We start from the raw sequence: 19,429 nt of genomic DNA, 5'->3' as shown, positions 1-19,429 counted from the left end.
TATGTATATTCCGAAATACTATAAGATAACAAATATTAATGAGATTTGGGACTTTGTTAAAGAAAACTCTTTTGGCACAATTGTGACAACAAGAAAAGGGAAACCCATTGCTACTCATTTACCATTGCAGCTAGTGCAAGAAGGAGATACTTACTTTATAACGGGGCATATCGCTTATGGGAATCCTCAATGGAGAACATTTGAAACCAGTGAAGATGTACTGGTGATGTTTCAGGGACCACACGCTTATATCTCTTCTTCTTGGTATAAACAGGAAAATGTGCCAACATGGAATTATCAAGCTGTACATGTATATGGTACAGCTAGCATTTTAAACGAAGAAGAGTTAAAACAAGACTTAACATCGTTGCTACAAAAATATGAAAAACATCGTGAAAATCCGGTTTTATGGGATAGGCTTTCTCCTCAATTATTAGAACAAGAATTGAAAGGTATTGTTGGTTTTAAGATTAGAGTACAAGAAATTCAAGCTGCCAATAAATTAAGTCAAAATCGTAATGAAGAGGACTATCAGAACATCGTAAATAAACTCTATGAAGAAAAGGATATAAATTCTCAACAAATGGCGCAACTGATGGAGAGCAAGTTCAAAAAGGAAAATTAAATGCTATTTTTATAATTTAAGATTTTTCTTTACAAGAATTGGTTTTGTTAATGAAAACAATCTAATTGTAGAGGGGATTTTCAGTATGCTTCAAGAAGTAGCAGGTATTAGAATTCCAGATACTCAATTGGCGAAAGATGCAGCAGATATTTTACGCGAGCATGGGGACAACTTATTGTGGAATCACTCAAATCGCGTATTTTTATTTGGTGCAGTTAACGGAAGAAAAACAAAGCAGCATTATGATTTAGAATTGCTTTATGTTAGTGCATTATTCCATGATTTAGGCTTAACAAAAAAATTCAGCAGTCCAGATTTAAGATTTGAGGTAGATGGAGCAAATGCAGCGAGGAGCTTTTTGCAACAGTACCAAATATCGGAGGAATCAATTCGTCTTGTTTGGGATGCCATTGCATTGCATACTACACCAGGTGTTGCAGAACATAAAGAGCCTGAAGTGGCATTACTCTTTTCAGGTGTTGGTTTAGATGTAATGGGAGATGGATTTGAACAATTCCCAGCCGACTATCGCGAAGAAATTATAAAGGCATTCCCACGCAACAATTTTAAGAGGGAGATTATTCCGGCGTTTTATGAGGGATTTAAACATAAGCCTGAGACTACTTTTGGAAATATGAAAGAGGATATTGTTAAACATTTTAGGCCCAACTATAAAAATAAAAATTTCTGTGATTGTATTTTGCATTCACCTTGGACTGAATAGAGAAAAAGAAACAAAGTTTGTTAGAGGATTAAACCATGTGTTTACTTCTCTTTTTTTGTGTCTTTGAAAGGATCGAAAATGAAACAATTAGGAGAAAAAGTTCATTTGACAGGGCAAGCAACTGCCTCTAGAGTTGCCAAGTTAGAAGACAACGGTGTTATTGAGGGATATACAATTAGGGTAAATCAACAGAAATTGGGATGGAACATACATGCCATGCTGAATATCTATACAAAAAGCACATATCATACACCATTTCTTACATTTATAGAAACACAAGAGAAATATGTAATCAATAATTATAAAATTAGCGGAGATGGTTGTTATCTTCTTGAATGTAGATTTCCGAATAACGAAGTGCTAGATCAATTTTTAACGGAATTAAACAAGCATGTTAATTATAAATTGACAATTTTGATAAATAAATAAAAGGTACCTTTAGGGTGTTTGCAATTTTTGACGGACATGGCACCAATGACGTATTGCTAATCTATATGGGCACAAATTTCATCACAATTTTTAATCATAATTCGTGAAAACATATAGAAATGATGAAAATGGAAGATAGAGAGTATAATGAAAATAAGCTTTCATAACCAATGATATGGATTTACTATGTTGAGGGACTTGATTTAGATGAAGATACCAAATCATATTGGTATCTTTTTTGTTTTGGCTTTAGAGCTATTAAATCCATCTAGAAGTACCATGATTTGGCATCAACAAAGTAACTTAATACTATATCGAATCTATTTGAGGAAACTGATTGATGATATATTGTTTGAAGTTTTCAGTGACAGGTGATAGATACTTCCCTTCAATCCAAGAAATACCGACTACACGCTCAAACCTTGGCCAACTAATACGTACTTTTGCGATATTTGTTTGGTCTAAGCCTTTAAAATCAGGAAGAATTGAAACGCCAAGACCCGCTGTAACAAAACCTGCAATTGTGGTAGCTTCTTCACCTTCAAATACAATGTTTGGGGTAATATTAACCTGTTCAAAAATATGATCTATTGTCACTCGAAGAGCGAAACCTTCTTTCATTAAAACAAAAGGCTCATTAGCAATTTCGTTTAATGTAATATCCTTACGGGCAGCTAACACATGATTTTTGGGCAAAAATAAAAAGAGCTCCTCCTTCCATAAGGGTTTCCACATTATATTTGATTCGACTGGAAAAGAAGCAAGCAGGCAGAGATCTAGTTCACCTGATTTTAGTTTATCTAAAAGCTGATTAGAGTGAGACTGGTTTAGTTGGAAATGAACATTTGGGTATTGATCTTTAAATGCTCCAATTAAGTTTGGAACGATAGTCGTACCCAGAGTGTGTAAGAAGCCTAAAGACACTTCACCTTGATCCGGTTTTAAAAGAGTTTGAATTTCTTCCTTTCCTTCTGTATATTCTCGAATCATGGAATCAACCCTTTTGAGGAATATTTCCCCATATTTATTTAATTTAATGGACCGGCCTTGTCTATCAAAAAGCGGAACACCTAAGTGATTTTCTAATCTAACAATAGACCGAGAAAGTGCTGGCTGTGTTATTGATAACGTTTCAGCAGCTTTGGTTACATGCTGTATACGAGCAAGAGTTTGAAAGTACTCTAATTGTTCCCATTCCATAAAAAAACCTCTCTTCTTATAAATCATTAATTACATAAAGGAATTGAAATCATATTTATTATGCATTATACATCATGATTTATTAGTGTTAAGCTAAATTTAGCAGCAAAATATATAAATTTTTATATTAATTTTAAACTATTTTCATGTTCAGAAGGAGGACTATTTTAATGAACTATCGAATTGAAAAAGATACTTTTGGAGAAATAAAGGTGCCTGCTGATAAGTTTTGGGGAGCGCAAACACAACGTAGTAAAGAGAACTTCAAGATAGGTTCTGAAAAAATGCCAAAACGTATTGTTAAAGCTTTTGCTATATTGAAGCGCAGTACAGCTATTGCTAATAATCGTTTAGGGAATTTGGATAGTGAAAAAACAGAGGTTATTACCGCAGTTTGTGATGAAATTCTTGAAGGTAAATATGATGACAATTTTCCACTCGTTGTTTGGCAGACGGGAAGCGGTACACAAAGCAATATGAATGTTAACGAAGTTATAGCAAACCTTGCAACATCTTTATTAAAAGAGAAAGGCTCTATCCAAACCATACATCCAAATGATGATGTGAACCGCAGTCAAAGTTCAAATGACACTTTCCCAACAGCGATGCATGTTGCAGGTGTATTAGCTATCTATGAACAATTAGTTACTGCACTGGATCAACTTCGGAACACATTAGATGAAAAAGCAAAAAAATTCAATGACATTGTAAAAATAGGTCGTACACATCTTCAAGATGCTACACCTCTTACCCTTGGACAAGAAATTAGCGGTTGGGTATATATGATTGATCGTTCGAAAGAAATGATATTGGAAGCAACTGAAAAAATGCGTGAACTTGCTATCGGGGGTACGGCTGTAGGGACAGGCATTAATGCACATCCGCATTTTGGAGAAGTTGTCTCAGAGGAGATCTCAAAGTTTACAGGCCAACAGTTTAAAAGTTCACCTAATAAGTTTCATGCCTTAACTAGTCATGATGAAATAACGTATGTACATGGTGCTATGAAAGCATTAGCAGCTGACTTAATGAAAATTGCGAATGATGTTAGATGGCTTGCAAGCGGTCCTCGCTGTGGTATCGGGGAAATTTCAATCCCGGAAAATGAGCCAGGTAGCTCCATTATGCCCGGTAAAGTTAACCCTACTCAATGTGAAGCTCTTACCATGATTGCGGCTCAAGTTATGGGGAATGATGCAACTATTGGTTTTGCTTCAAGTCAGGGTAACTTTGAACTAAATGTATTTAAACCAGTTATTATCTATAACTTCCTTCAATCCGTGCAGTTATTGAGTGATGGAATAAAATCTTTCCATGATCATTGTGCGGTTGGTATTGAACCTAATAAGATAACCATTAAAGAAAATCTTTTCGGATCTTTGATGCTTGTTACAGCATTGAATCCTTATATCGGATATGAAAATGCTGCAAAAATTGCTAAGTTTGCTTATAAAGAAGGCTTGACGTTAAAAGAGGCTGCTGTGCAACTTAAATTGCTAACGGAAGAAGAATTTGATGAGATGGTTAAACCAGAAGATATGGTGAAACCAAACATTTAAATCTTTTAAGTGAAAACTAGTTACTGATCTGTAACTAGTTTTTTCTTTTTTTACACTCATTGAAAATCGCCTCATTAGGACAAACACTTATTACATAGCAGGATGCATTTTATGAAGGTAATAATTATCGAGAGACCGCAAGCTGACAAATGCATGAACGATTGCTATCATTATTTAATAAAACTTTATAGGAAGGAGATCCAGGGTGATAGCAATATACCGAGGAACAAGCGATCAAGGGATCGAGCATCGACAGCCAGATCGAGGCCTGCATAAAGAAAGCAGGGACTAAGGATGTGCTGAAGTATGCCGATGAAGGATTTTATGTGGAGCTTTTAGAACGTCCGGCTTTGATTCGCTTGAGGGAGGACGCAAGCAAGGGACTTATAAGTCAAGTTATCTGCTACAATCCTGACCGTCTTTCTCGGAGAGCTTATCAGCGATGAAAAAAATGATTTTCATATCTTTCAAATAGAGAAAGCCGGAATATGAGATCCGGCCTCTTCTGCATTATTTCCCCTTCGCCTTCTTCCGCTTTTCCTTCTCAGCCCGATAAAACTCATGAAACATCTTCATCAGCGCCCTCTTTTCAATCCGCGATACATAGCTGCGCGAGATCCCGAGCTCTTTGGCAATCTCACGCTGCGTTTTTTCTTTCTTCAAATCAAGCCCAAACCGCCCGACTATCACTTCCTTCTCACGGTCATCTAGAATGTCAATGTATTGTTTCACTTTTTCAAGCTCCATATTGAGCTGGATCGTATCAATCACATCTTCGTTTTCTGATTTCAATACGTCGATCAGGCTTATTTCATTCCCTTCTTTGTCCTGCCCGATCGGATCGTGAAGGGAGACGTCTTTTTTTGTTTTTTTCAATGCGCGCAAATGCATGAGGATTTCATTATTAATTACAAAAGGGGGGTGCACAGATTTCCCGCAATTGTTTGGCTAATAAATGTTGAGTCAGCTTACTGTAGTAAAGGTTCAAACGTTTCTTAGCGAATGAAGGGGATACCTTAAATAACCAAGCTACATTTTCAATTGCATGTGATTGTATGTACGAAAGATTAATATTACGCAACATGAAAGTTGGAATGCAAAAGTGATATGTAAAATAATTGGACTGCCACTCTAAATAATCAGTCCAAGTTACAGGCATTGTTTTTTTATCGCCTTCATGTCTATATATATGGCAAAATTCATGAGCAAAATCATACCATTGTTCAATACGGCTTTTTCGGCTGTCCAAGCATATGTTATAAATTCCGCTGTGTTTAAGTGCGAAGCTTGTAACAGGTTTAAACGAAAGCCTGATATCTAATGACTCAGCAATCCGTTCGAAATTAATTTGTTCAGGTTCTGTAATATCAATCTTTCTGTATAAGTTTTCAATCCAATCCTCTAAATGACTGTTTGTATACCTCAAGATAAAAAACCTCCTTAAAGACGACAATCTAAAAATTGGATTCGTTTAAATATTATATGGAAATCAAGACTTTTTTCATAGGAAAATGCGTCTAAGGAGATGGAATATGAATCCGTTTAATAATGACTGTTTTCGTAAGTATTATGATTTTAACACGCATCTGGATTTCTCTAGAAAAGTAAAGGTCTTTAGGGATTTATGTCAAAATAATAGTAAGTACCTTATGAAACAAACAGGGAGTTTGGTTGATTAATAAGGAGGGGAAGTATGAAAAAAAATATTCACATATTGGGAGCCTCTGGTGTCGGAACTTCGACATTGGGTGCTGCATTATCAAAGCGTTTGCCTCATACGCATCTTGATACTGATAATTACTATTGGTTAGATAAATTCACTAAAAAAAGAGAAATTCCTGAAAGAAGAAAGTTGCTTGAAAAAGACTTAACAATAAATGAGAAATGGATTCTTTCTGGTGCAGTGTGTGGCTGGGGCGATAATCTAAAAAGTTATTTTGACCTTGTCGTCTTCTTATGGATTCCACAAGATATACGGCTTGAGAGACTAAGGCACAGGGAATTTCAGCGTTATGGAAACGAAGTGTTAGCCGGTGGCAGTAAATATGAACAATCAAAAACATTTTTAGAGTGGGCTTCTTTATATGATAATGCTGGAATGGAAGTTAGAAGTAGAGCTTTGCATGAACATTGGATGGCAGATTTATCTTGTCCAGTGCTAAAGATTGAAGGCGACTGCTCAGTCAATGAAAGAGTTGACCGTGTCTTGGATTATCTGAGTTCTAATTAAACTAACGGATAGCAATAGCTGCATCAGAAAATAAATCCAAAAATCAAAGACAGTTCCAGTATGGCATTTAATGAGCTGTTTTTTATACCGCTATCAGTTTGCCTACTATTTTTGGTAGCATCCCCACAACAGAGAAGAGAATGTTCTTCATAAGGAAGTTTTTGGTTCAGTTGCAGGAAATGGAACCTAAAAGATTAGATACACCCTGAAACCTGTCCAGCTAGTGCTTATGCTGGTTACCATTGAGTGAAAAGCCCTTGCCGATCCTTTTTTGTTGGTGTAATCATTAGTGAATTATTACAATTGCAAATGATAGGGGCAAGGGAAATAAATGGACTTCAAAGGAGTTTAATCATGAAAAATAATGATAAGAAGAAAGAGGTTCAAAGAAAATACAGAGAAGAGATTAAAAAAAAGAAACAAGAGAATGAAGATAATAAAAATTTTATTAAAGAAACAATTATTGTTGTTACGATAATTGTATTGTTTATTTTTTTCACATATACTTTGCAAGGTTTTTAACAAGAAGCCCTCTTTTCCCATTTCGATACTCTGCAATTTCCCTCACAATAAACGCTCAATTTTTTTACATGAGAATATAAAAGAAACATAAATGAAAATATAAATGAGAAAAACAACAAAAACCCTTGCCATGTAAGGGTTTGTAAGGGATTCGAAAATCACTTTATAAATGAGGTTATTATTGAGATATAAATGAGAATCTAAATCTTATTAGTAAACATAATTAAACATAATAAACAGAAATAAATAATAATAAACTAACTGCGTTTATTTATCTGATTTCCGTCTTTCCTTTAATTGCTCCGTTATAATCTCCAAAGCAGCCTGTAAGATTTCATCAGTTACTTCACCGTCTTTAGCTGCAAGGAATGTTTCAGGATCATTTAACACTTTTTTTGCTTCATCCTGAAATACTTTTTCATTGCTTTCTCCTTTAAGAAGATAATCCAAAGAAACATCAAGTATGTTTGAAATATTAATTAAGGTTTTATAGTCAGGCTCACGACTACCTAGTTCATAGGCGGTGTAGGCAGGCCGAGTAATTCCAAGTTTATCAGCCATATTTTGTTGGGTTAGTTTCTTTTGTTTTCTGCACTTTTTCAAGTTCTCGGAGAACATTTTAATCACCTGACTTTTGTTTTTATTCTATATCTCATTGTAACGTAACAAAGAGTTACATATAAGTTTTAGTAACAAAACGATACTTTTTTATGAAAATGTGTTGACAATGTAACGGATCGATACTATTATCTAAGTAACGAAACGTTACATTTTCTGATTAAGGGGGTGAAACCTGATGAGAAAATGGCTTAAGAAAAACCGCTTAGAAAAAGGGTTGACTCAAAAAGAAGTTGCCAAAGCTGCACAGATTGGTAGAGCATACTACACTATGATAGAAAATGGTACTAGGAACCCTAGTGTTATTGTCTCAAAAAAAATAGGAGAGAAATTAGGCTTTGATTGGACTATTTTTTTTGATGATGTATGTAACGAAACGAAACATAATTCTAAGGATTCAGCATGAGTAGAATTCACAAAGGAGGCCTTTTAATTATGAAAGTCATCTTGAAAAAAGGACCGCTGTTTGAACAGGCAGAGGCCAAAGCTTACAAATATCTCAGTGGCATACTTGTTCAGCGAATGAATGAACATCAAGAAAAGTTAGCACAACAAAAGAAAAAGGAATCAGCCTAAGTCATTTATATCCAGCATGGTCTATTAACTTCAATTTTAAAACTGAAAATCGAATATATCAGGAGGCAAACATATGGAGAACAACCCATACAACATGCGGAATTTACCGCAGATTATGCGTAGTGCCCGTAAGGCTGCAGGTCTTTCCCAATACCAAATCGGCAAATTAATCGGAGGTAAGGATCAAAGGTATGTTTCAGATGTTGAAAATGGACTTGCCAAGCTCACTCCAGAGTTATGTATCAAGTGGTTTGAGAAGTGCGATGCCTATGAACATATTGATCTTGTCCATTACTTATTTAAACTTCATCCCACAGCGGCTGCTCCTATTGATCCGGCACTTAATGAATGTGCAAGTAATGCGGTGATTAATATGGTTCACCAATTGGAGGAAGCATTACAAGCAACCAAACATTTAGCCCGTTGGCTTACGGATAACCGACCAGGTAAAACAGAGGAACTGCCGATGGCGGATATTAAACAGATTTTTGATTTGATTGCGGCTAACAAAACATTGATTTATTCACTTGTTCGTACTCACGGGTTGAAAATGCAGGAGCTTGCAGATAGGTGGACGCGGAAAGCTCTAGTTGATCAAGTTGCTATGGCAAAACAAGAAGGAAGGAAGGCGGTTTCAGTATGAATACTAATCATTTCTTGAAGTCAGATGTTCCTATCGCAAAAAGAAAAATCGAATCAGCAGAAGAGCTATCAATCATGCTGTCAGAGGCATTACGTGATGGTGATTATGAAGAAGCGATTAGTCTTGCTGGAAGCATCAAGGTTCTTACTGAGGATATTAGCCGGCTGGCAAACAAAGGACGCCTTTATGAAACGGCATTGAAAATGCAACAGCAAGGTATCAACTTGACTGTAGTGAGCAGATGTATAGGATGATGGTTCATTTTGTTCATAAACCGGCAACTGCTCTGGAAGTTCGTAAATGGTGTGCGATGATTCGTAACAATAGTGAATTCCATCTGTTATGGGATAGACGTGCAGACAAATTCAGAGAGGAGAATAAGAATGGTCGAAAATCCAATGGTCATAAACAACTGGCACGATAAGCTGACTGAAACGGATGTGCAAATAGATTTTTACGGTGATGAAGTAACACCAGTTGATGATTATGTAATTGATGGCGGCGAAATCATTCTCAGAGAGAACTTGGAAAGATATTTAAGGGAGCAACTTGGTTTTGAATTTAAAAATGCGCAATAAAAAAGCCCACTCGGCAAAGTGGACTTCTTTAAAGGCTATCTAAAAAACTCATGTGCAAATATTTTATCAGATAGCCTCAATAAAAACAATGGGGGTTAGGGTTATGACAAGAAGAGCTGAGGTTCTTGCTAAGACTTCTGAAATGAGCCGTGATGAATGGCTTATTGAAAGAAGAAAAGGGATTGGCGGCTCAGATGCATCCATTATCTTGGGGTTAAACAAGTGGAAGACACCTTTTGAATTATGGTTAGACAAAACAGGACAGGTCCCTGTTAGTGAATCGCAAAGTGAAGCTGCTTACTTTGGATCATTGCTTGAAGACATTGTTGCAAAAGAATTTGAGATTCGTAGTGGCAAGAAGGTTAGACGTAAAAAAGCAATACTTAGACATCCAGAACATGATTTCATTTTGGCTAATGTAGACCGAATGATCGTTGGTGAAAAAGCGATCCTTGAATGTAAAACAACATCAGCCTACAACTTAAAAGAATGGAAAGACGAAGAAATTCCCGAGAGCTATATCGTTCAGGTCCAGCATTATCTGGGTGTACTTGGACCTGAATATCAGAAAGCTTACTTTGCTGTGCTGATCGGCGGGAACAAATTTGTCTGGAAAGAGATTAAGAGAGACGATGAGTTAATTGACATGATCTTTGAAGCAGAGATTGAGTTCTGGAATGACAGGGTCTTAGGTGGACAAGCTCCTGCTTTAGATGGTTCAAGTGCTGCGGAGGAATACCTCAAAAAACGATATGCCGAAACGGATAATAATAAAGCTATTGATTTAACAGCGGCTAATCGAGAACGTATTCGACATTACTTGCTTCTTAAAGAACAGATCTCAGAGCTTCAAAGCCAGGCAAAAGAATTAGAAAACCAGATCAAACATGAAATGAAGGATGCAGAGTACGGGTTTGTCGGAGGCTATCAAGCTTGTTGGAAGCCTGTTGTCTCATATCGAGTTGACACGAAAAAGCTCAAAGAGCAGTTTCCGGATATTTACGAGAAGGTCAAAAAGGAAACTCATTTCAGACGTTTTGGAATCAAGGAGGTTAGCTGACTATGGCTACTAATCAATCAATTAAAAACAGCATCCAAAAGAAACAAAAAAGCGCTCCTGTTCAGCAACAAGGGGCAACCATGAAAGGGCTACTTTCCTCACCATCTGTTATTAAACGATTTGAGGAAGTGTTAGGGAAGAGGGCTACACAGTTTACTGCTTCTATCTTAAGCCTTTATAACAGCGAGCAGATGCTACAGAAAACAGATCCTATGAGCGTTATTTCATCTGCAATGGTGGCAGCTACACTCGACCTGCCTATAGATAAAAACTTAGGGTATGCCTGGATTGTACCTTACGGAGGAAAGGCTCAATTCCAGCTAGGATACAAAGGATATATACAGCTAGCCTTACGAACAGGCCAATATAAATCCATCAATTGCATACCGATTCATGAAGGCGAATTGCAGAAGTGGAATCCGTTGACTGAGGAGATCGAGATTGATTTTGAAAAACGAGAATCAGACGCGGTAATTGGTTATGCAGCTTATTTTGAGTTGATAAATGGCTTCCGAAAAACAGTGTACTGGACAAAGGCACAAGTGGAGAAACACAAAACGAAATTCAGTAAGTCTGATTTTGGATGGAAAAATGACTGGGATGCGATGGCACTTAAGACTGTATTAAAAGCAGTTTTGAGCAAGTGGGGGATTCTCTCTGTTGAAATGCAAAAAGCAGTTATTGAGGAAGATGAAACAAGGGAACGGATTGACATTACCAATGAGGCAGACAGTTCAGAAATTATCGATTCCGAGCCTTCAGATAAAGAAGAAACAGAAAAAACAACCTCGCAGGAAGCTGATCCTTTTGACGGCAAGCCTGTAGATATAAAAGAAGATGAACTTCCGTTCGATTGAGGTCGGCATCCGTGACATAACTGCATTCTGTGAAAGGAAGTAGGTGAGTGACTTGGACATAAAAGCAATGGGTTATGTGGTCATACCCCGACTACCATTCAAAGAGTTTAGGGATGAAAAAATTTATGACCACTTGTTCAAAAGAGCTGAATACAGGCCAAATCAAGAGCTAGAACTTGGGCAGACCATTATCAAAGTTGTGGAACTTGCAAAAGTTTTTAACTGGTCAGCTGCACAGATCAAATACTCACTAGATCGAATGGAGAAACAGGGATATATCAAATTGGACCGTCTTCCACAGAAAAGAGGGTTCATCGTCACCATACTTCATTATGCAGACTACATACAGCTAGGAAATTACATGAAGAAAAAAGCTCTCGAACCAGCTGAGATCGAACATAAGGAGGTTGATGACAAAATGAAAAATGCCTTTGAGCTATATGAAAACAAAGTTGCTCGGTCAGTTGGCCCGATGGAGGCACAGCGAATTGGATACATGGTCGACGATTATGGTGAAGAAAAAGTGATGGAGGCTATCAAGACAGCGTTTCAATTAAAGGGGAAAGCAGCTAGTTTGTCATATGTTCAAGCCATCTTATCAAATCCATTCACTCAAAAGAGAAAGGAGAAACAATATGGCTATAAACAAAGCAGTCAGTATAGACACCGCATTCCAAACGATCATGCAGGAACTTCGGGAAAAGTCAGCCCACTTTTTGGGAACAAAACAGGCCGCATCCGAAGAAAAGGGTGAATTTGATTGTCCTTATTGTAAGGATCGTGGAATTGTCGTTTATCGGGTTCATAAGGACACTCCTTGGCATTTGGATGAACAGTTAGATCTTATGGTTCCAGATGAAATGGTACCTGAAGATGATTTTCTTTTGGGGAAGGTTTGCACGCCGAACAAAGCTAGTGAATGGAAAGATACTTATTCAAAACAGTGTGAATGTGTGAGACGAAAGAAAATAGCCAGACTCATGTCAGCTAGTGGCATTACAGAAGAGTTTGAAAAGCTTCTCTTTGGTAACTTCATCACGGACGGTAAGCCAGACATGATCAAAGATGCTTATGAATGTGCAGTGGAATACTATAAAGATTTTCAAAAGATCAAAGGAGAAAGGCAAAACAGTATCGCATTACTTGGACAGCCAGGTAGCGGTAAAACTCATTTGCTCACGGCGATAATGAATAATCTGATCAAGAAAAAATCAGTACACTGCATGTATTTCCCTTACGTAGAGGGCATGGGTGATTTGAAAGCTGACTTTGACAATTTAGAAGCAAAACTCGATGCCATGAGAAAGGTCGAAGTTCTATTCATTGATGACTTATTCAAACCAATAAACGGTCAACCAAGGGCAACAGACTGGCAGGTTGAACAAATCCAGTCAGTCTTAAACTACCGATATTTAAATCACAAGCCTTTGCTAATTTCTTCGGAGTTAACAATCGATGAGATTTTGGATATAGACGAGGCTCTTGGTTCACGAATTCACCAGATGTGTCGTGATTACATAGTGATTATTAAAGGCGATCGAATGCAATTAAATCATAGGTTAGGTGATTGGGAATGAAAAAGAAAACGAATATAAAAGCAGCTGATGGACTTTATATATTCGGACCTCTAAGTCCTACAGAAGGTAAAGATCTTACGCCAACTATCCGTTTACTTGAGGAAAAAATAAAGCAAATGGAGCGGATGCTGAGTGCTTAAAGCAGTTGTGTCTCTGCTGACAAATTTACTCTCCGCACCGAGAATAGAAAAAGAAATTCAGCTATGGGAACAGCTTGACGGGAGGTAAAGAACAGTTGGATAGATTAAGTTCACTGTTTATGGTGAGCCAGTCGCACAAGGACGACCGCGTGGATCAATACGAAATGGGAAGGTGCATATGCGAGATCCAGCGAAATCAAAGTATTTTAAACAGTATGTAGCATTGGTTGCATCTCAGCATCGCCCAGAAACAATTATTACTGGTCCTGTTGCAATGGCAGTCAAAGTGTACAGACCAATGCCAAAATCAGTTTCAAACTCAAAAAAGAAGAAAGAACAAGCTGAAAATGGTCTTCTGCGGCCGACAACGAAGCCTGATATTGATAACTACGTAAAGGGTGTGAAAGATGCTTTGAATCATCTGATATATAAAGATGATAGCCAGGTGGTTGACATGAAAGTCAGCAAGTTTTATAGCGAAGAGCCGAGGGTGGAAATCAAGATAGAAGAGGTTTCTCCCTAAAATAAAAAACACTGAAGCGCTTAGCCTCAGTGGTCTTGATATGAACTGGTACTTCTATCATAACACAGGGGGCGCTTTGAGTGTACAATCCAAGAGAAATAAACATCAAAAAAGACTTCACTATTCAGCAGAAAATTGACCCAGGAAAAGTTCAGATCATTGTTTTAGATGGGAATCAGGGTACAGCACATGTCTTAGATGCTCCGGAGCACGGTAAAACTGTGATCCAAACTGTGAAGGGGAGCTTTGCGCGGGTTGATCATGAGATAGGGTTTAAAGTGAAATGATTCTGGAGATTCAACTTTAAAATGTGTAGTGTTTGTAAACCTTGATAGAATATAAAATCAAATTCTTCTTCTTTAAATAAGTGGGTTCTGTGTTATTATTTACCTTGATACGTTAAAAAGGGTGAAAGACATTGCGGAAACTTAGAGATAGTGATATCCGGGAAGTTTTGTTAACTCATTTGCTTAATAAATTTTCCGATGATGAAAATATAAAAATAATCAATGAATTAGGTGTTCTTCATGGACAATCTAGAGTAGATATAGCTGTGATTAATGGTATGCTTCATGGATTTGAAATTAAAAGCGAAAGCGATACATTATTAAGACTGCCAAGTCAGATAGAAGACTATAATAAGGTATTTGACAGAATGACAATAGTTGTTCAGAGAAATCATTTACATGCGGTCCGAAAAATAGTTCCAAAATGGTGGGGAATTCTTCTTGTTACAAGGAATAAAGATCAAATAAATTTAAGGGAAGTTAGAAAAGGGAGATGTAATTTGAAAGTAGACCCTTTTTCATTAACTCACTTGCTATGGAGAAATGAAGCACTCGATATTTTGAAAGAAAGAGGTTTGCAAAAAGGATACTTAAGCAAACCTCGGGCAGAATTATATGAAAAGATCTGTAATAGTTTCACTTTGGAAGAGATAAAGGTTATTGTGAACGAGCAACTAAGGAATCGTGAAAACTGGAGAGTTGATTGCTAGCCAAAGTTAAATGGTGGTTAGTTCCAACTTTCCTCCAAGTTTCTGCATTACCTGTACTATTTCTTCCATGTGCACATTCATATATATAATTGTCACCAAAAGAGTAATCCTTACCATAAAAGCTATGATGCTCAATTAGTCTTTTACATAATGTTTGAGCTTGTTGCCACTTTCCGAATTTCGGACTTCTTACTGAATGTCCTCTAAAAAATAAATAATCCTCATTTGAGGTATACCTAATATTTGCGGCCATTTGTATCAATCGAGGATCAATTGATATGTATTCAGGATTAGAAATTACATAATCACCGAATGATGGGAATCTTGATAAATTAGTTGATAATAACTTTTTGTAGATGAGCCATTCGCTTCTCGGAATGCTTCCATCTGTACCAGTTGGTATTGAAGATAAATTCTCTGGAACACTCGTTCCTATAAAGGTAAGGGTTCTCCAGTCATTTATATATGGAAGTGTTAAGAATGTACCCGCGACTAATGAAGACATACGTGATGTGTGATTGGGGTCGATGTATCTATAATCTAGTATAATATCAATTTTTTCTGGAGAGGCTGGGAATTTTCTTAAGAAAGTACTTATTAATTCATCAGTATTATCTAAATGTTTATCTGACAATCGTATGCAGTATCCTGTATCATAAGTCTCTATAATGGTATGAACAGCCTTTTCATAATTCAGACCAGAATTCGGACATATAACAGGAATTGCATTTAAATTTTCTTTTAATAATGAATCAAAAATATGTTTCAGTGGGTGTATTTTATTGACGGTCATTTCTTCGTCATCAATACATATTTGAAAAGCATCGATAAATATAGTGTTAGCACTGCCCCAAGAATTTTTTAATTGACTAGCAAAATTCTTAATATGTTCGTCAATTGTTTTTTTGGGAAATTCGTTCTCGAAATCCCAGTCTATGGGCGGGATCTCTACTAACGGTGTAATTTTATTTTTAATTTTGTCATCAAGTTCTTTAATTGCATTTTGTTCACCTCTTTTCCACCTTAATACTGGAACATAATGATTTTCATTAAACATACTAAAAACCTCCAATTTTTTAGGATAAATGTATTACGAACCGAAAAAACAAAGGTTTCATAAATTCAGAAAAATTATTACATTCTTTTTGAAATTCAACTTGATTATGAAAATACTCGATGAAATCGATGATTTAAATGAGGCTTTCTATATCGTAACTGAAGATTTTTTAAAATGATTATTTCAGGGGTGATTTAATGTTTAAAAGAATACTTAATTATTTAAAATCAAGTGAAAATAGATGGCTAATTGTTGGATGGGTGTTTGTTTTTGTAGCTGTACTGACTCCTACAGTGCTACTAATTAAATTAAATAGCAGTTTGAATCTTGAGAAGTTTGGGTCTTTAGGATCGATTGGAGATTTTCTAGGTGGAACCACTGTTGGATTATTATCGCTTGCCAGTATAGTTTTTGTTGTAGCCACTATCTCAATGCAGAAGAAAGAGCTAGCGCTACAAAGAAAAGAACTAACTATGCAAAAGGATGAACTAAAAAAGACAAGAGAAGAATTCGAACTTTCTAATAAAACTTTGTTAAAACAGCAGTTTGAAAATACATTTTTTAATATGATTAATCTGCATCACAATATTTTAAAGGACTTAAAATTAGAGAAAAATGAAAAAGTTTTCTCAGGAAGATATGTATTTGAGCAACAATATGAACAATTAAAGAGACTTTATAACAATGTAATTAAACAAGATTTTTTTAATGAGACAATTCATCAACTTGTTAATAGTGAAGAAATAGAAAAAACAAATCAAATAACTAAAATACTTTACTTAAAAGAAAAGAGAGATGAGGTATTCGATTTATTGGAAGAAAATATTTCTTCTTATACTTATTATGACCAATATGACGAAATACAAATTGATTCGCGCTATTATGAAGCTGAAGAAAAAATTTATAATGAAACAGATACATATTGGTTAAAGATTAAAAAAGATGCAGAAACTTATTTTGAAAATAACATGAAGAATAATAGGGAAGTTTGTAGAGAGTATTTGTTAACGACAAAAAGAATGTTTGATTATGTACTTAAAGAACAAGAGAGTAATAAAATAAGTAAAGATTTTTTTTTCGATGATATCACAATTAACTTTTTACTTGAATTTAAGAAGAACTTTCTGCTTTCTCCTTTAAAGCGTTTGAAGAATAATGCTTATGAGTTAATGTATGATCGAAATGAAGAAGTAATAGGACATTATTTTAGAAACCTTTATAGGATTATAAAGTTTATACAGGATGAAAAGTTTAGTACAGATATAGAAGAAAATGAATTAGAACAAAGGAAATATAGAGGCATTCTTCGTGCTCAACTTTCATCAATTGAATTATTAATGCTTTTCTATAACATAACTTATTCAGAAAAAGGAAAGAAGTTTTCTGATTTGATTTTAAATAAAAATTTTTTTGATGATCATTTAGTGAAATCAAAATTTTTATGGACAAATGATAGTCAAGAATTAAGAAAAATTAATTAAACTAGTCCAAGATGGAAAGCCTGCGGACACTGAACTTACAGCATTTACGCTGTTTGTTTGGTGTCCGTTTTTTATTTGAAAAAGGAGGACACAATCATGAATCGAAAAGATATTGAAAATCTAATCAATAGCTATCACTGGATGGTGAAAGAGGTTCGTCGTTTGCAGAGGGTACTCTATGGTTCAGTAATTCCAATGAAGAATTGGGGTGTTGCACAATATGGATTAGAAGCAGCTATGCCGAAAGGAAGTCCTGGGAAGAGTCAGGCTGAATTGCGGCAAATGGATATGAGAGAAGAACGTCTTTTCAAACGTCTTAAGTATTATGAGGAACGAGTATATGCGGTGGAGGTAGGTGCCGAAAAGATCAAAGGTGAGCAGCACAAAGTTATTTATGATTGCATGATGGAGGGGATTAGCTACCGTGCTATTGCTCTTCACTTAGGTATCTCACGGGAAACGGTACGAAAAATGAAAGACGAATTGATCAGCCAATTATGCCAAGATTGCCACTTTGAGCGTTTATTGAATCTGAAAAAATCTGTGGTGTAAAATGGGAGGCAGGTCGGCGCGGATCATTTAATCATTCGCGTTAGGAATAAATTAAAAAACAAAAAACCTCTCTCCTAACGGAGAAAGGCATGAGCGATTGCAATCAAAATTGCGACTGCAAACTCCCGGGAAATTTTGATGTGGATTTCCATAACCACACCCCCCTCTAGGCGAGTAAGGATTTCGACTTGTTCGGATTAACCGTGAGAGCCGCGCTCACCTAGCTTACAAAAGCTTGAAATAATTTTAATATAAAAAAGGATCTGTGTAATGCGTAATCGTTCGACAAATTCTGCAAAATGTTCTTTGTCGAAACCTTTTGCCGATATTAAGGTGGGAGGTGAAAACGTGACAAGAACAATTAATGTTAATCAGCAACATTTGTTAGAACAGTTAGCAGGCGGGTCAGTAAACCGTCAATGCACAATAGAAGCTCTAATTGATATTCTCATCGATAAAAAGGTATTTACTGAAGAAGAATTCGTTAAATATCAAATGCATCATTTAGAACAATCAGCAGATGAGCACTCTGCGGAGCTTTTAGGTATCAGTAAAGAAGATTACATAAAGAGCAGAAAATAAGCATCGTGATTTTTTTGTCGACAAATTTTGCAAATAGTTCCATTGTTGATGACAATAACCGATAATAAGGTGGGAGGGTGAATAAATGGTAAACAAACCGACTACCGAGATTGTATTGGATATATCAGATAAATTGGCTGGGGTTTTAAATAATAACCATACTTCTTTGATAGGGATTTTAGCGCCATATGTGATAGCAATTGCTTCAGTAATTGCTTCTGTAATATTAGGAGTACTATCTTATAATTCAGCTAAGTCTGCACAGCGTATATCATATGAGATTGGGAAGCAGAATATTGAGGCGTTAGATAAAAGCAGGTATATAGAAATTATAAGTAAAGAAAGAGCACAATGGATTGAAAAGTTAAGAAATATTTTTCATGACTTTAATGAATCAGTTCATTTATATTCATTAGAGTTAGATAGAATAAAAGGTTTTATAAATATTAAACCAGAAGAAGAATTAGAACTTAAAAGGCTTAAAAATAATATTCAACATAACTGGGCAAAAACTTTTTTATATATTAACCCATCTGAAAAAGTGACCCAAAAGTTAGATGATTTAATTAATAATGAGCTTTATAAAATTTTATTTATTGAAAAAGCTCTATATTCTAGATTCGATCCTAAACAAGTAAATGAAATTCACCCCGAAATAATATTTATACAAAATGTAATACTAAAATCGGAGTGGAAAAGATTAAAATTAGAAGTTGAAGGTGGCCGTGAACTAAATGAAGAGGAAGTCAATTTTATTTTTATGGAAGTGGCCAAAAATCAACATGAAGAATTCTATGAAAAATTATTAAAAACAGAGTTAGCTAATTAAGCCTTCTATCTAAGAATGCTTTTTTAAATTCTCTATAAACTGCTTCCGGTAGCCTTTTCCAAAACAACAC

The 19,429-nt window shown here is 35.8% G+C and carries 28 protein-coding genes and 4 pseudogenes; 26 read left to right on the top strand and 6 right to left on the bottom strand.

What is annotated here, in order from left to right; translation table 11 throughout:
* Nucleotide 1 precedes the first annotated feature (1 nt).
* The 3 genes from NYE49_RS13315 (at nucleotide 2) to NYE49_RS13305 (ending at nucleotide 1,778) form a co-directional block, all read left to right on the top strand.
* A complete protein-coding gene (locus tag NYE49_RS13315; RefSeq protein ID WP_047182912.1) occupies nucleotides 2–625 on the top strand; it encodes an FMN-binding negative transcriptional regulator in 624 nt (207 codons plus the stop codon).
* 85 nt (nucleotides 626–710) lie between these two features.
* The gene (locus tag NYE49_RS13310; RefSeq protein WP_047182911.1) at nucleotides 711–1,349 is read left to right on the top strand and encodes an HD domain-containing protein; all 639 of its coding nucleotides are present in this window, start codon (nucleotides 711–713) and stop codon (nucleotides 1,347–1,349) included.
* A 78-nt stretch (nucleotides 1,350–1,427) separates the two neighbouring features.
* Nucleotides 1,428–1,778 (top strand): Lrp/AsnC family transcriptional regulator, encoded by a 351-nt coding sequence (locus NYE49_RS13305; RefSeq protein WP_047182910.1) that lies wholly within the window; start codon nucleotides 1,428–1,430, stop codon nucleotides 1,776–1,778.
* 309 nt (nucleotides 1,779–2,087) lie between these two features.
* Here NYE49_RS13305 and NYE49_RS13300 read toward each other — a convergent pair whose 3' ends face one another.
* Nucleotides 2,088–2,978, bottom strand: a complete 891-nt coding sequence (locus NYE49_RS13300; RefSeq protein ID WP_047182909.1) for a LysR family transcriptional regulator — start codon at nucleotides 2,976–2,978, stop codon at nucleotides 2,088–2,090.
* A gap of 170 nt (nucleotides 2,979–3,148) precedes the next feature.
* On the opposite strand from NYE49_RS13300, the gene fumC reads away from it, so the two are divergent.
* The 3 genes and pseudogenes from fumC to NYE49_RS13285 all read left to right on the top strand — a co-directional run.
* A complete protein-coding gene (gene fumC, locus NYE49_RS13295) occupies nucleotides 3,149–4,537 on the top strand; it encodes a class II fumarate hydratase (RefSeq protein ID WP_047182908.1) in 1,389 nt (462 codons plus the stop codon).
* A gap of 111 nt (nucleotides 4,538–4,648) precedes the next feature.
* Complete coding sequence (locus NYE49_RS13290; protein WP_080344215.1) at nucleotides 4,649–4,813, top strand: hypothetical protein; 165 nt, start codon at nucleotides 4,649–4,651, stop codon at nucleotides 4,811–4,813.
* Nucleotides 4,771–4,968 (top strand): annotated as a pseudogene (locus NYE49_RS13285) (recombinase family protein); the annotation flags it as partial. The gene NYE49_RS13290 and the pseudogene NYE49_RS13285, both read left to right, overlap by 43 nt.
* Here NYE49_RS13285 and NYE49_RS13280 read toward each other — a convergent pair.
* The 3 pseudogenes from NYE49_RS13280 to NYE49_RS13270 all read right to left on the bottom strand — a co-directional run bounded on the left by NYE49_RS13280 (nucleotide 4,934) and on the right by NYE49_RS13270 (nucleotide 5,963).
* Nucleotides 4,934–5,048 (bottom strand): annotated as a pseudogene (locus NYE49_RS13280) (hypothetical protein). The pseudogenes NYE49_RS13285 and NYE49_RS13280 sit on opposite strands and share 35 nt — an antisense overlap.
* Nucleotides 5,048–5,440, bottom strand: a pseudogene (locus NYE49_RS13275) (sigma-70 family RNA polymerase sigma factor); the annotation flags it as partial. The pseudogenes NYE49_RS13275 and NYE49_RS13280, both read right to left, overlap by 1 nt.
* Nucleotides 5,441–5,445: 5 nt before the next feature.
* A pseudogene (locus tag NYE49_RS13270) lies at nucleotides 5,446–5,963 on the bottom strand (ImmA/IrrE family metallo-endopeptidase).
* Nucleotides 5,964–6,230: 267 nt separating this feature from the next.
* Here NYE49_RS13270 and NYE49_RS13265 point away from each other — a divergent pair.
* The gene (locus NYE49_RS13265; RefSeq protein WP_015251646.1) at nucleotides 6,231–6,767 is read left to right on the top strand and encodes an AAA family ATPase; all 537 of its coding nucleotides are present in this window, start codon (nucleotides 6,231–6,233) and stop codon (nucleotides 6,765–6,767) included.
* Nucleotides 6,768–7,121: 354 nt separating this feature from the next.
* Complete coding sequence (locus NYE49_RS13260; RefSeq protein WP_021480134.1) at nucleotides 7,122–7,289, top strand: hypothetical protein; 168 nt, start codon at nucleotides 7,122–7,124, stop codon at nucleotides 7,287–7,289.
* A gap of 267 nt (nucleotides 7,290–7,556) precedes the next feature.
* Here NYE49_RS13260 and sknR read toward each other — a convergent pair whose 3' ends face one another.
* Nucleotides 7,557–7,907: a transcriptional regulator SknR gene (gene sknR, locus NYE49_RS13255; protein ID WP_004398704.1), complete on the bottom strand. Its 351-nt coding sequence runs from the start codon at nucleotides 7,905–7,907 to the stop codon at nucleotides 7,557–7,559.
* Nucleotides 7,908–8,082: 175 nt separating this feature from the next.
* Between sknR and NYE49_RS13250 the strand changes: the two genes are divergently transcribed.
* The 14 genes from NYE49_RS13250 to NYE49_RS13185 all read left to right on the top strand — a co-directional run bounded on the left by NYE49_RS13250 (nucleotide 8,083) and on the right by NYE49_RS13185 (nucleotide 14,858).
* Nucleotides 8,083–8,313: a helix-turn-helix transcriptional regulator gene (locus NYE49_RS13250; protein WP_339237646.1), complete on the top strand. Its 231-nt coding sequence runs from the start codon at nucleotides 8,083–8,085 to the stop codon at nucleotides 8,311–8,313.
* A 29-nt stretch (nucleotides 8,314–8,342) separates the two neighbouring features.
* Entirely contained in the window at nucleotides 8,343–8,483 is a 141-nt protein-coding gene (locus NYE49_RS13245; RefSeq protein WP_032679254.1) for a hypothetical protein, read from the top strand.
* A gap of 73 nt (nucleotides 8,484–8,556) precedes the next feature.
* The gene (locus tag NYE49_RS13240) at nucleotides 8,557–9,126 is read left to right on the top strand and encodes a helix-turn-helix transcriptional regulator (RefSeq protein WP_339233468.1); all 570 of its coding nucleotides are present in this window, start codon (nucleotides 8,557–8,559) and stop codon (nucleotides 9,124–9,126) included.
* Nucleotides 9,123–9,380: a YqaH family protein gene (locus NYE49_RS13235; protein WP_015714340.1), complete on the top strand. Its 258-nt coding sequence runs from the start codon at nucleotides 9,123–9,125 to the stop codon at nucleotides 9,378–9,380. The genes NYE49_RS13240 and NYE49_RS13235 overlap by 4 nt, the downstream gene beginning before the upstream one ends.
* A complete protein-coding gene (locus NYE49_RS13230; protein WP_120028409.1) occupies nucleotides 9,377–9,550 on the top strand; it encodes a hypothetical protein in 174 nt (57 codons plus the stop codon). The genes NYE49_RS13235 and NYE49_RS13230 overlap by 4 nt, the downstream gene beginning before the upstream one ends.
* Nucleotides 9,510–9,704 (top strand): hypothetical protein, encoded by a 195-nt coding sequence (locus NYE49_RS13225; RefSeq protein WP_003229905.1) that lies wholly within the window; start codon nucleotides 9,510–9,512, stop codon nucleotides 9,702–9,704. The genes NYE49_RS13230 and NYE49_RS13225 overlap by 41 nt, the downstream gene beginning before the upstream one ends.
* Nucleotides 9,705–9,792: 88 nt before the next feature.
* Nucleotides 9,793–10,764 carry a YqaJ viral recombinase family protein gene (locus NYE49_RS13220; protein WP_342411024.1) on the top strand — a complete coding sequence of 324 codons (972 nt, stop codon included), beginning with the start codon at nucleotides 9,793–9,795 and terminating at the stop codon, nucleotides 10,762–10,764.
* 2 nt (nucleotides 10,765–10,766) lie between these two features.
* The gene (locus NYE49_RS13215) at nucleotides 10,767–11,621 is read left to right on the top strand and encodes a recombinase RecT (RefSeq protein WP_342410302.1); all 855 of its coding nucleotides are present in this window, start codon (nucleotides 10,767–10,769) and stop codon (nucleotides 11,619–11,621) included.
* A gap of 76 nt (nucleotides 11,622–11,697) precedes the next feature.
* Complete coding sequence (locus tag NYE49_RS13210) at nucleotides 11,698–12,375, top strand: DnaD domain protein (protein WP_342411023.1); 678 nt, start codon at nucleotides 11,698–11,700, stop codon at nucleotides 12,373–12,375.
* Nucleotides 12,257–13,198, top strand: coding sequence for an ATP-binding protein (locus NYE49_RS13205; RefSeq protein WP_342410301.1), 942 nt, complete (start codon nucleotides 12,257–12,259; stop codon nucleotides 13,196–13,198). Before NYE49_RS13210 ends, NYE49_RS13205 begins: the two co-directional genes overlap by 119 nt.
* The gene (locus NYE49_RS13200) at nucleotides 13,189–13,338 is read left to right on the top strand and encodes a hypothetical protein (protein ID WP_072175918.1); all 150 of its coding nucleotides are present in this window, start codon (nucleotides 13,189–13,191) and stop codon (nucleotides 13,336–13,338) included. Before NYE49_RS13205 ends, NYE49_RS13200 begins: the two co-directional genes overlap by 10 nt.
* A gap of 103 nt (nucleotides 13,339–13,441) precedes the next feature.
* Nucleotides 13,442–13,861, top strand: coding sequence for a RusA family crossover junction endodeoxyribonuclease (locus NYE49_RS13195; RefSeq protein ID WP_342411022.1), 420 nt, complete (start codon nucleotides 13,442–13,444; stop codon nucleotides 13,859–13,861).
* An 80-nt stretch (nucleotides 13,862–13,941) separates the two neighbouring features.
* The gene (locus tag NYE49_RS13190; protein ID WP_003229912.1) at nucleotides 13,942–14,148 is read left to right on the top strand and encodes an XtrA/YqaO family protein; all 207 of its coding nucleotides are present in this window, start codon (nucleotides 13,942–13,944) and stop codon (nucleotides 14,146–14,148) included.
* A gap of 131 nt (nucleotides 14,149–14,279) precedes the next feature.
* Nucleotides 14,280–14,858, top strand: a complete 579-nt coding sequence (locus tag NYE49_RS13185) for a sce7726 family protein (protein WP_144486704.1) — start codon at nucleotides 14,280–14,282, stop codon at nucleotides 14,856–14,858.
* Here the strand turns inward: NYE49_RS13185 and NYE49_RS13180 are convergent.
* The gene (locus tag NYE49_RS13180; RefSeq protein ID WP_342410295.1) at nucleotides 14,806–15,915 is read right to left on the bottom strand and encodes a beta family protein; all 1,110 of its coding nucleotides are present in this window, start codon (nucleotides 15,913–15,915) and stop codon (nucleotides 14,806–14,808) included. The genes NYE49_RS13185 and NYE49_RS13180 overlap by 53 nt on opposite strands.
* A 197-nt stretch (nucleotides 15,916–16,112) precedes the next feature.
* Here NYE49_RS13180 and NYE49_RS13175 point away from each other — a divergent pair, with 197 nt between their 5' ends.
* The 4 genes from NYE49_RS13175 to NYE49_RS13160 all read left to right on the top strand — a co-directional run bounded on the left by NYE49_RS13175 (nucleotide 16,113) and on the right by NYE49_RS13160 (nucleotide 19,359).
* On the top strand, nucleotides 16,113–17,396 hold the full coding sequence (locus NYE49_RS13175; RefSeq protein ID WP_268290696.1) for a putative phage abortive infection protein: 1,284 nt from the start codon (nucleotides 16,113–16,115) through the stop codon (nucleotides 17,394–17,396).
* A 96-nt stretch (nucleotides 17,397–17,492) separates the two neighbouring features.
* Nucleotides 17,493–17,948, top strand: coding sequence for a sigma-70 family RNA polymerase sigma factor (locus tag NYE49_RS13170; protein WP_339233452.1), 456 nt, complete (start codon nucleotides 17,493–17,495; stop codon nucleotides 17,946–17,948).
* Nucleotides 17,949–18,296: 348 nt separating this feature from the next.
* A complete protein-coding gene (locus tag NYE49_RS13165; protein ID WP_046663735.1) occupies nucleotides 18,297–18,530 on the top strand; it encodes a hypothetical protein in 234 nt (77 codons plus the stop codon).
* Between the two features lie 85 nt (nucleotides 18,531–18,615).
* Nucleotides 18,616–19,359, top strand: coding sequence for a hypothetical protein (locus tag NYE49_RS13160; protein ID WP_268390148.1), 744 nt, complete (start codon nucleotides 18,616–18,618; stop codon nucleotides 19,357–19,359).
* Nucleotides 19,360–19,429 lie beyond the last annotated feature (70 nt).

Source organism: Bacillus sp. FSL L8-0358 (assembly GCF_038593095.1).
Taxonomy (GTDB): domain Bacteria; phylum Bacillota; class Bacilli; order Bacillales; family Bacillaceae; genus Bacillus; species Bacillus subtilis.
The sequence above is the reverse complement of the archived record's forward strand: the minus strand, read 5'-3'. Positions and strand labels throughout refer to the sequence as shown.

Coding starts and splice junctions, on each gene's coding strand:
- NYE49_RS13205 (WP_342410301.1), top strand. CDS start 12,257: ATGGCTATAAACAAAGCAGTCAGTATAGACACCGCATTCCAAACGATC.
- NYE49_RS13230 (WP_120028409.1), top strand. CDS start 9,377: ATGATGGTTCATTTTGTTCATAAACCGGCAACTGCTCTGGAAGTTCGT.
- NYE49_RS13220 (WP_342411024.1), top strand. CDS start 9,793: ATGGGGGTTAGGGTTATGACAAGAAGAGCTGAGGTTCTTGCTAAGACT.
- NYE49_RS13175 (WP_268290696.1), top strand. CDS start 16,113: ATGTTTAAAAGAATACTTAATTATTTAAAATCAAGTGAAAATAGATGG.
- sknR (WP_004398704.1), bottom strand. CDS start 7,907: ATGTTCTCCGAGAACTTGAAAAAGTGCAGAAAACAAAAGAAACTAACC.
- NYE49_RS13225 (WP_003229905.1), top strand. CDS start 9,510: ATGGTCGAAAATCCAATGGTCATAAACAACTGGCACGATAAGCTGACT.
- NYE49_RS13260 (WP_021480134.1), top strand. CDS start 7,122: ATGAAAAATAATGATAAGAAGAAAGAGGTTCAAAGAAAATACAGAGAA.
- NYE49_RS13315 (WP_047182912.1), top strand. CDS start 2: ATGTATATTCCGAAATACTATAAGATAACAAATATTAATGAGATTTGG.
- NYE49_RS13245 (WP_032679254.1), top strand. CDS start 8,343: ATGAAAGTCATCTTGAAAAAAGGACCGCTGTTTGAACAGGCAGAGGCC.
- NYE49_RS13215 (WP_342410302.1), top strand. CDS start 10,767: ATGGCTACTAATCAATCAATTAAAAACAGCATCCAAAAGAAACAAAAA.
- NYE49_RS13290 (WP_080344215.1), top strand. CDS start 4,649: ATGAAGGTAATAATTATCGAGAGACCGCAAGCTGACAAATGCATGAAC.
- NYE49_RS13160 (WP_268390148.1), top strand. CDS start 18,616: ATGGTAAACAAACCGACTACCGAGATTGTATTGGATATATCAGATAAA.
- NYE49_RS13170 (WP_339233452.1), top strand. CDS start 17,493: ATGAATCGAAAAGATATTGAAAATCTAATCAATAGCTATCACTGGATG.
- fumC (WP_047182908.1), top strand. CDS start 3,149: ATGAACTATCGAATTGAAAAAGATACTTTTGGAGAAATAAAGGTGCCT.
- NYE49_RS13235 (WP_015714340.1), top strand. CDS start 9,123: ATGAATACTAATCATTTCTTGAAGTCAGATGTTCCTATCGCAAAAAGA.
- NYE49_RS13310 (WP_047182911.1), top strand. CDS start 711: ATGCTTCAAGAAGTAGCAGGTATTAGAATTCCAGATACTCAATTGGCG.
- NYE49_RS13180 (WP_342410295.1), bottom strand. CDS start 15,915: ATGTTTAATGAAAATCATTATGTTCCAGTATTAAGGTGGAAAAGAGGT.
- NYE49_RS13300 (WP_047182909.1), bottom strand. CDS start 2,978: ATGGAATGGGAACAATTAGAGTACTTTCAAACTCTTGCTCGTATACAG.
- NYE49_RS13265 (WP_015251646.1), top strand. CDS start 6,231: ATGAAAAAAAATATTCACATATTGGGAGCCTCTGGTGTCGGAACTTCG.
- NYE49_RS13240 (WP_339233468.1), top strand. CDS start 8,557: ATGGAGAACAACCCATACAACATGCGGAATTTACCGCAGATTATGCGT.
- NYE49_RS13305 (WP_047182910.1), top strand. CDS start 1,428: ATGAAACAATTAGGAGAAAAAGTTCATTTGACAGGGCAAGCAACTGCC.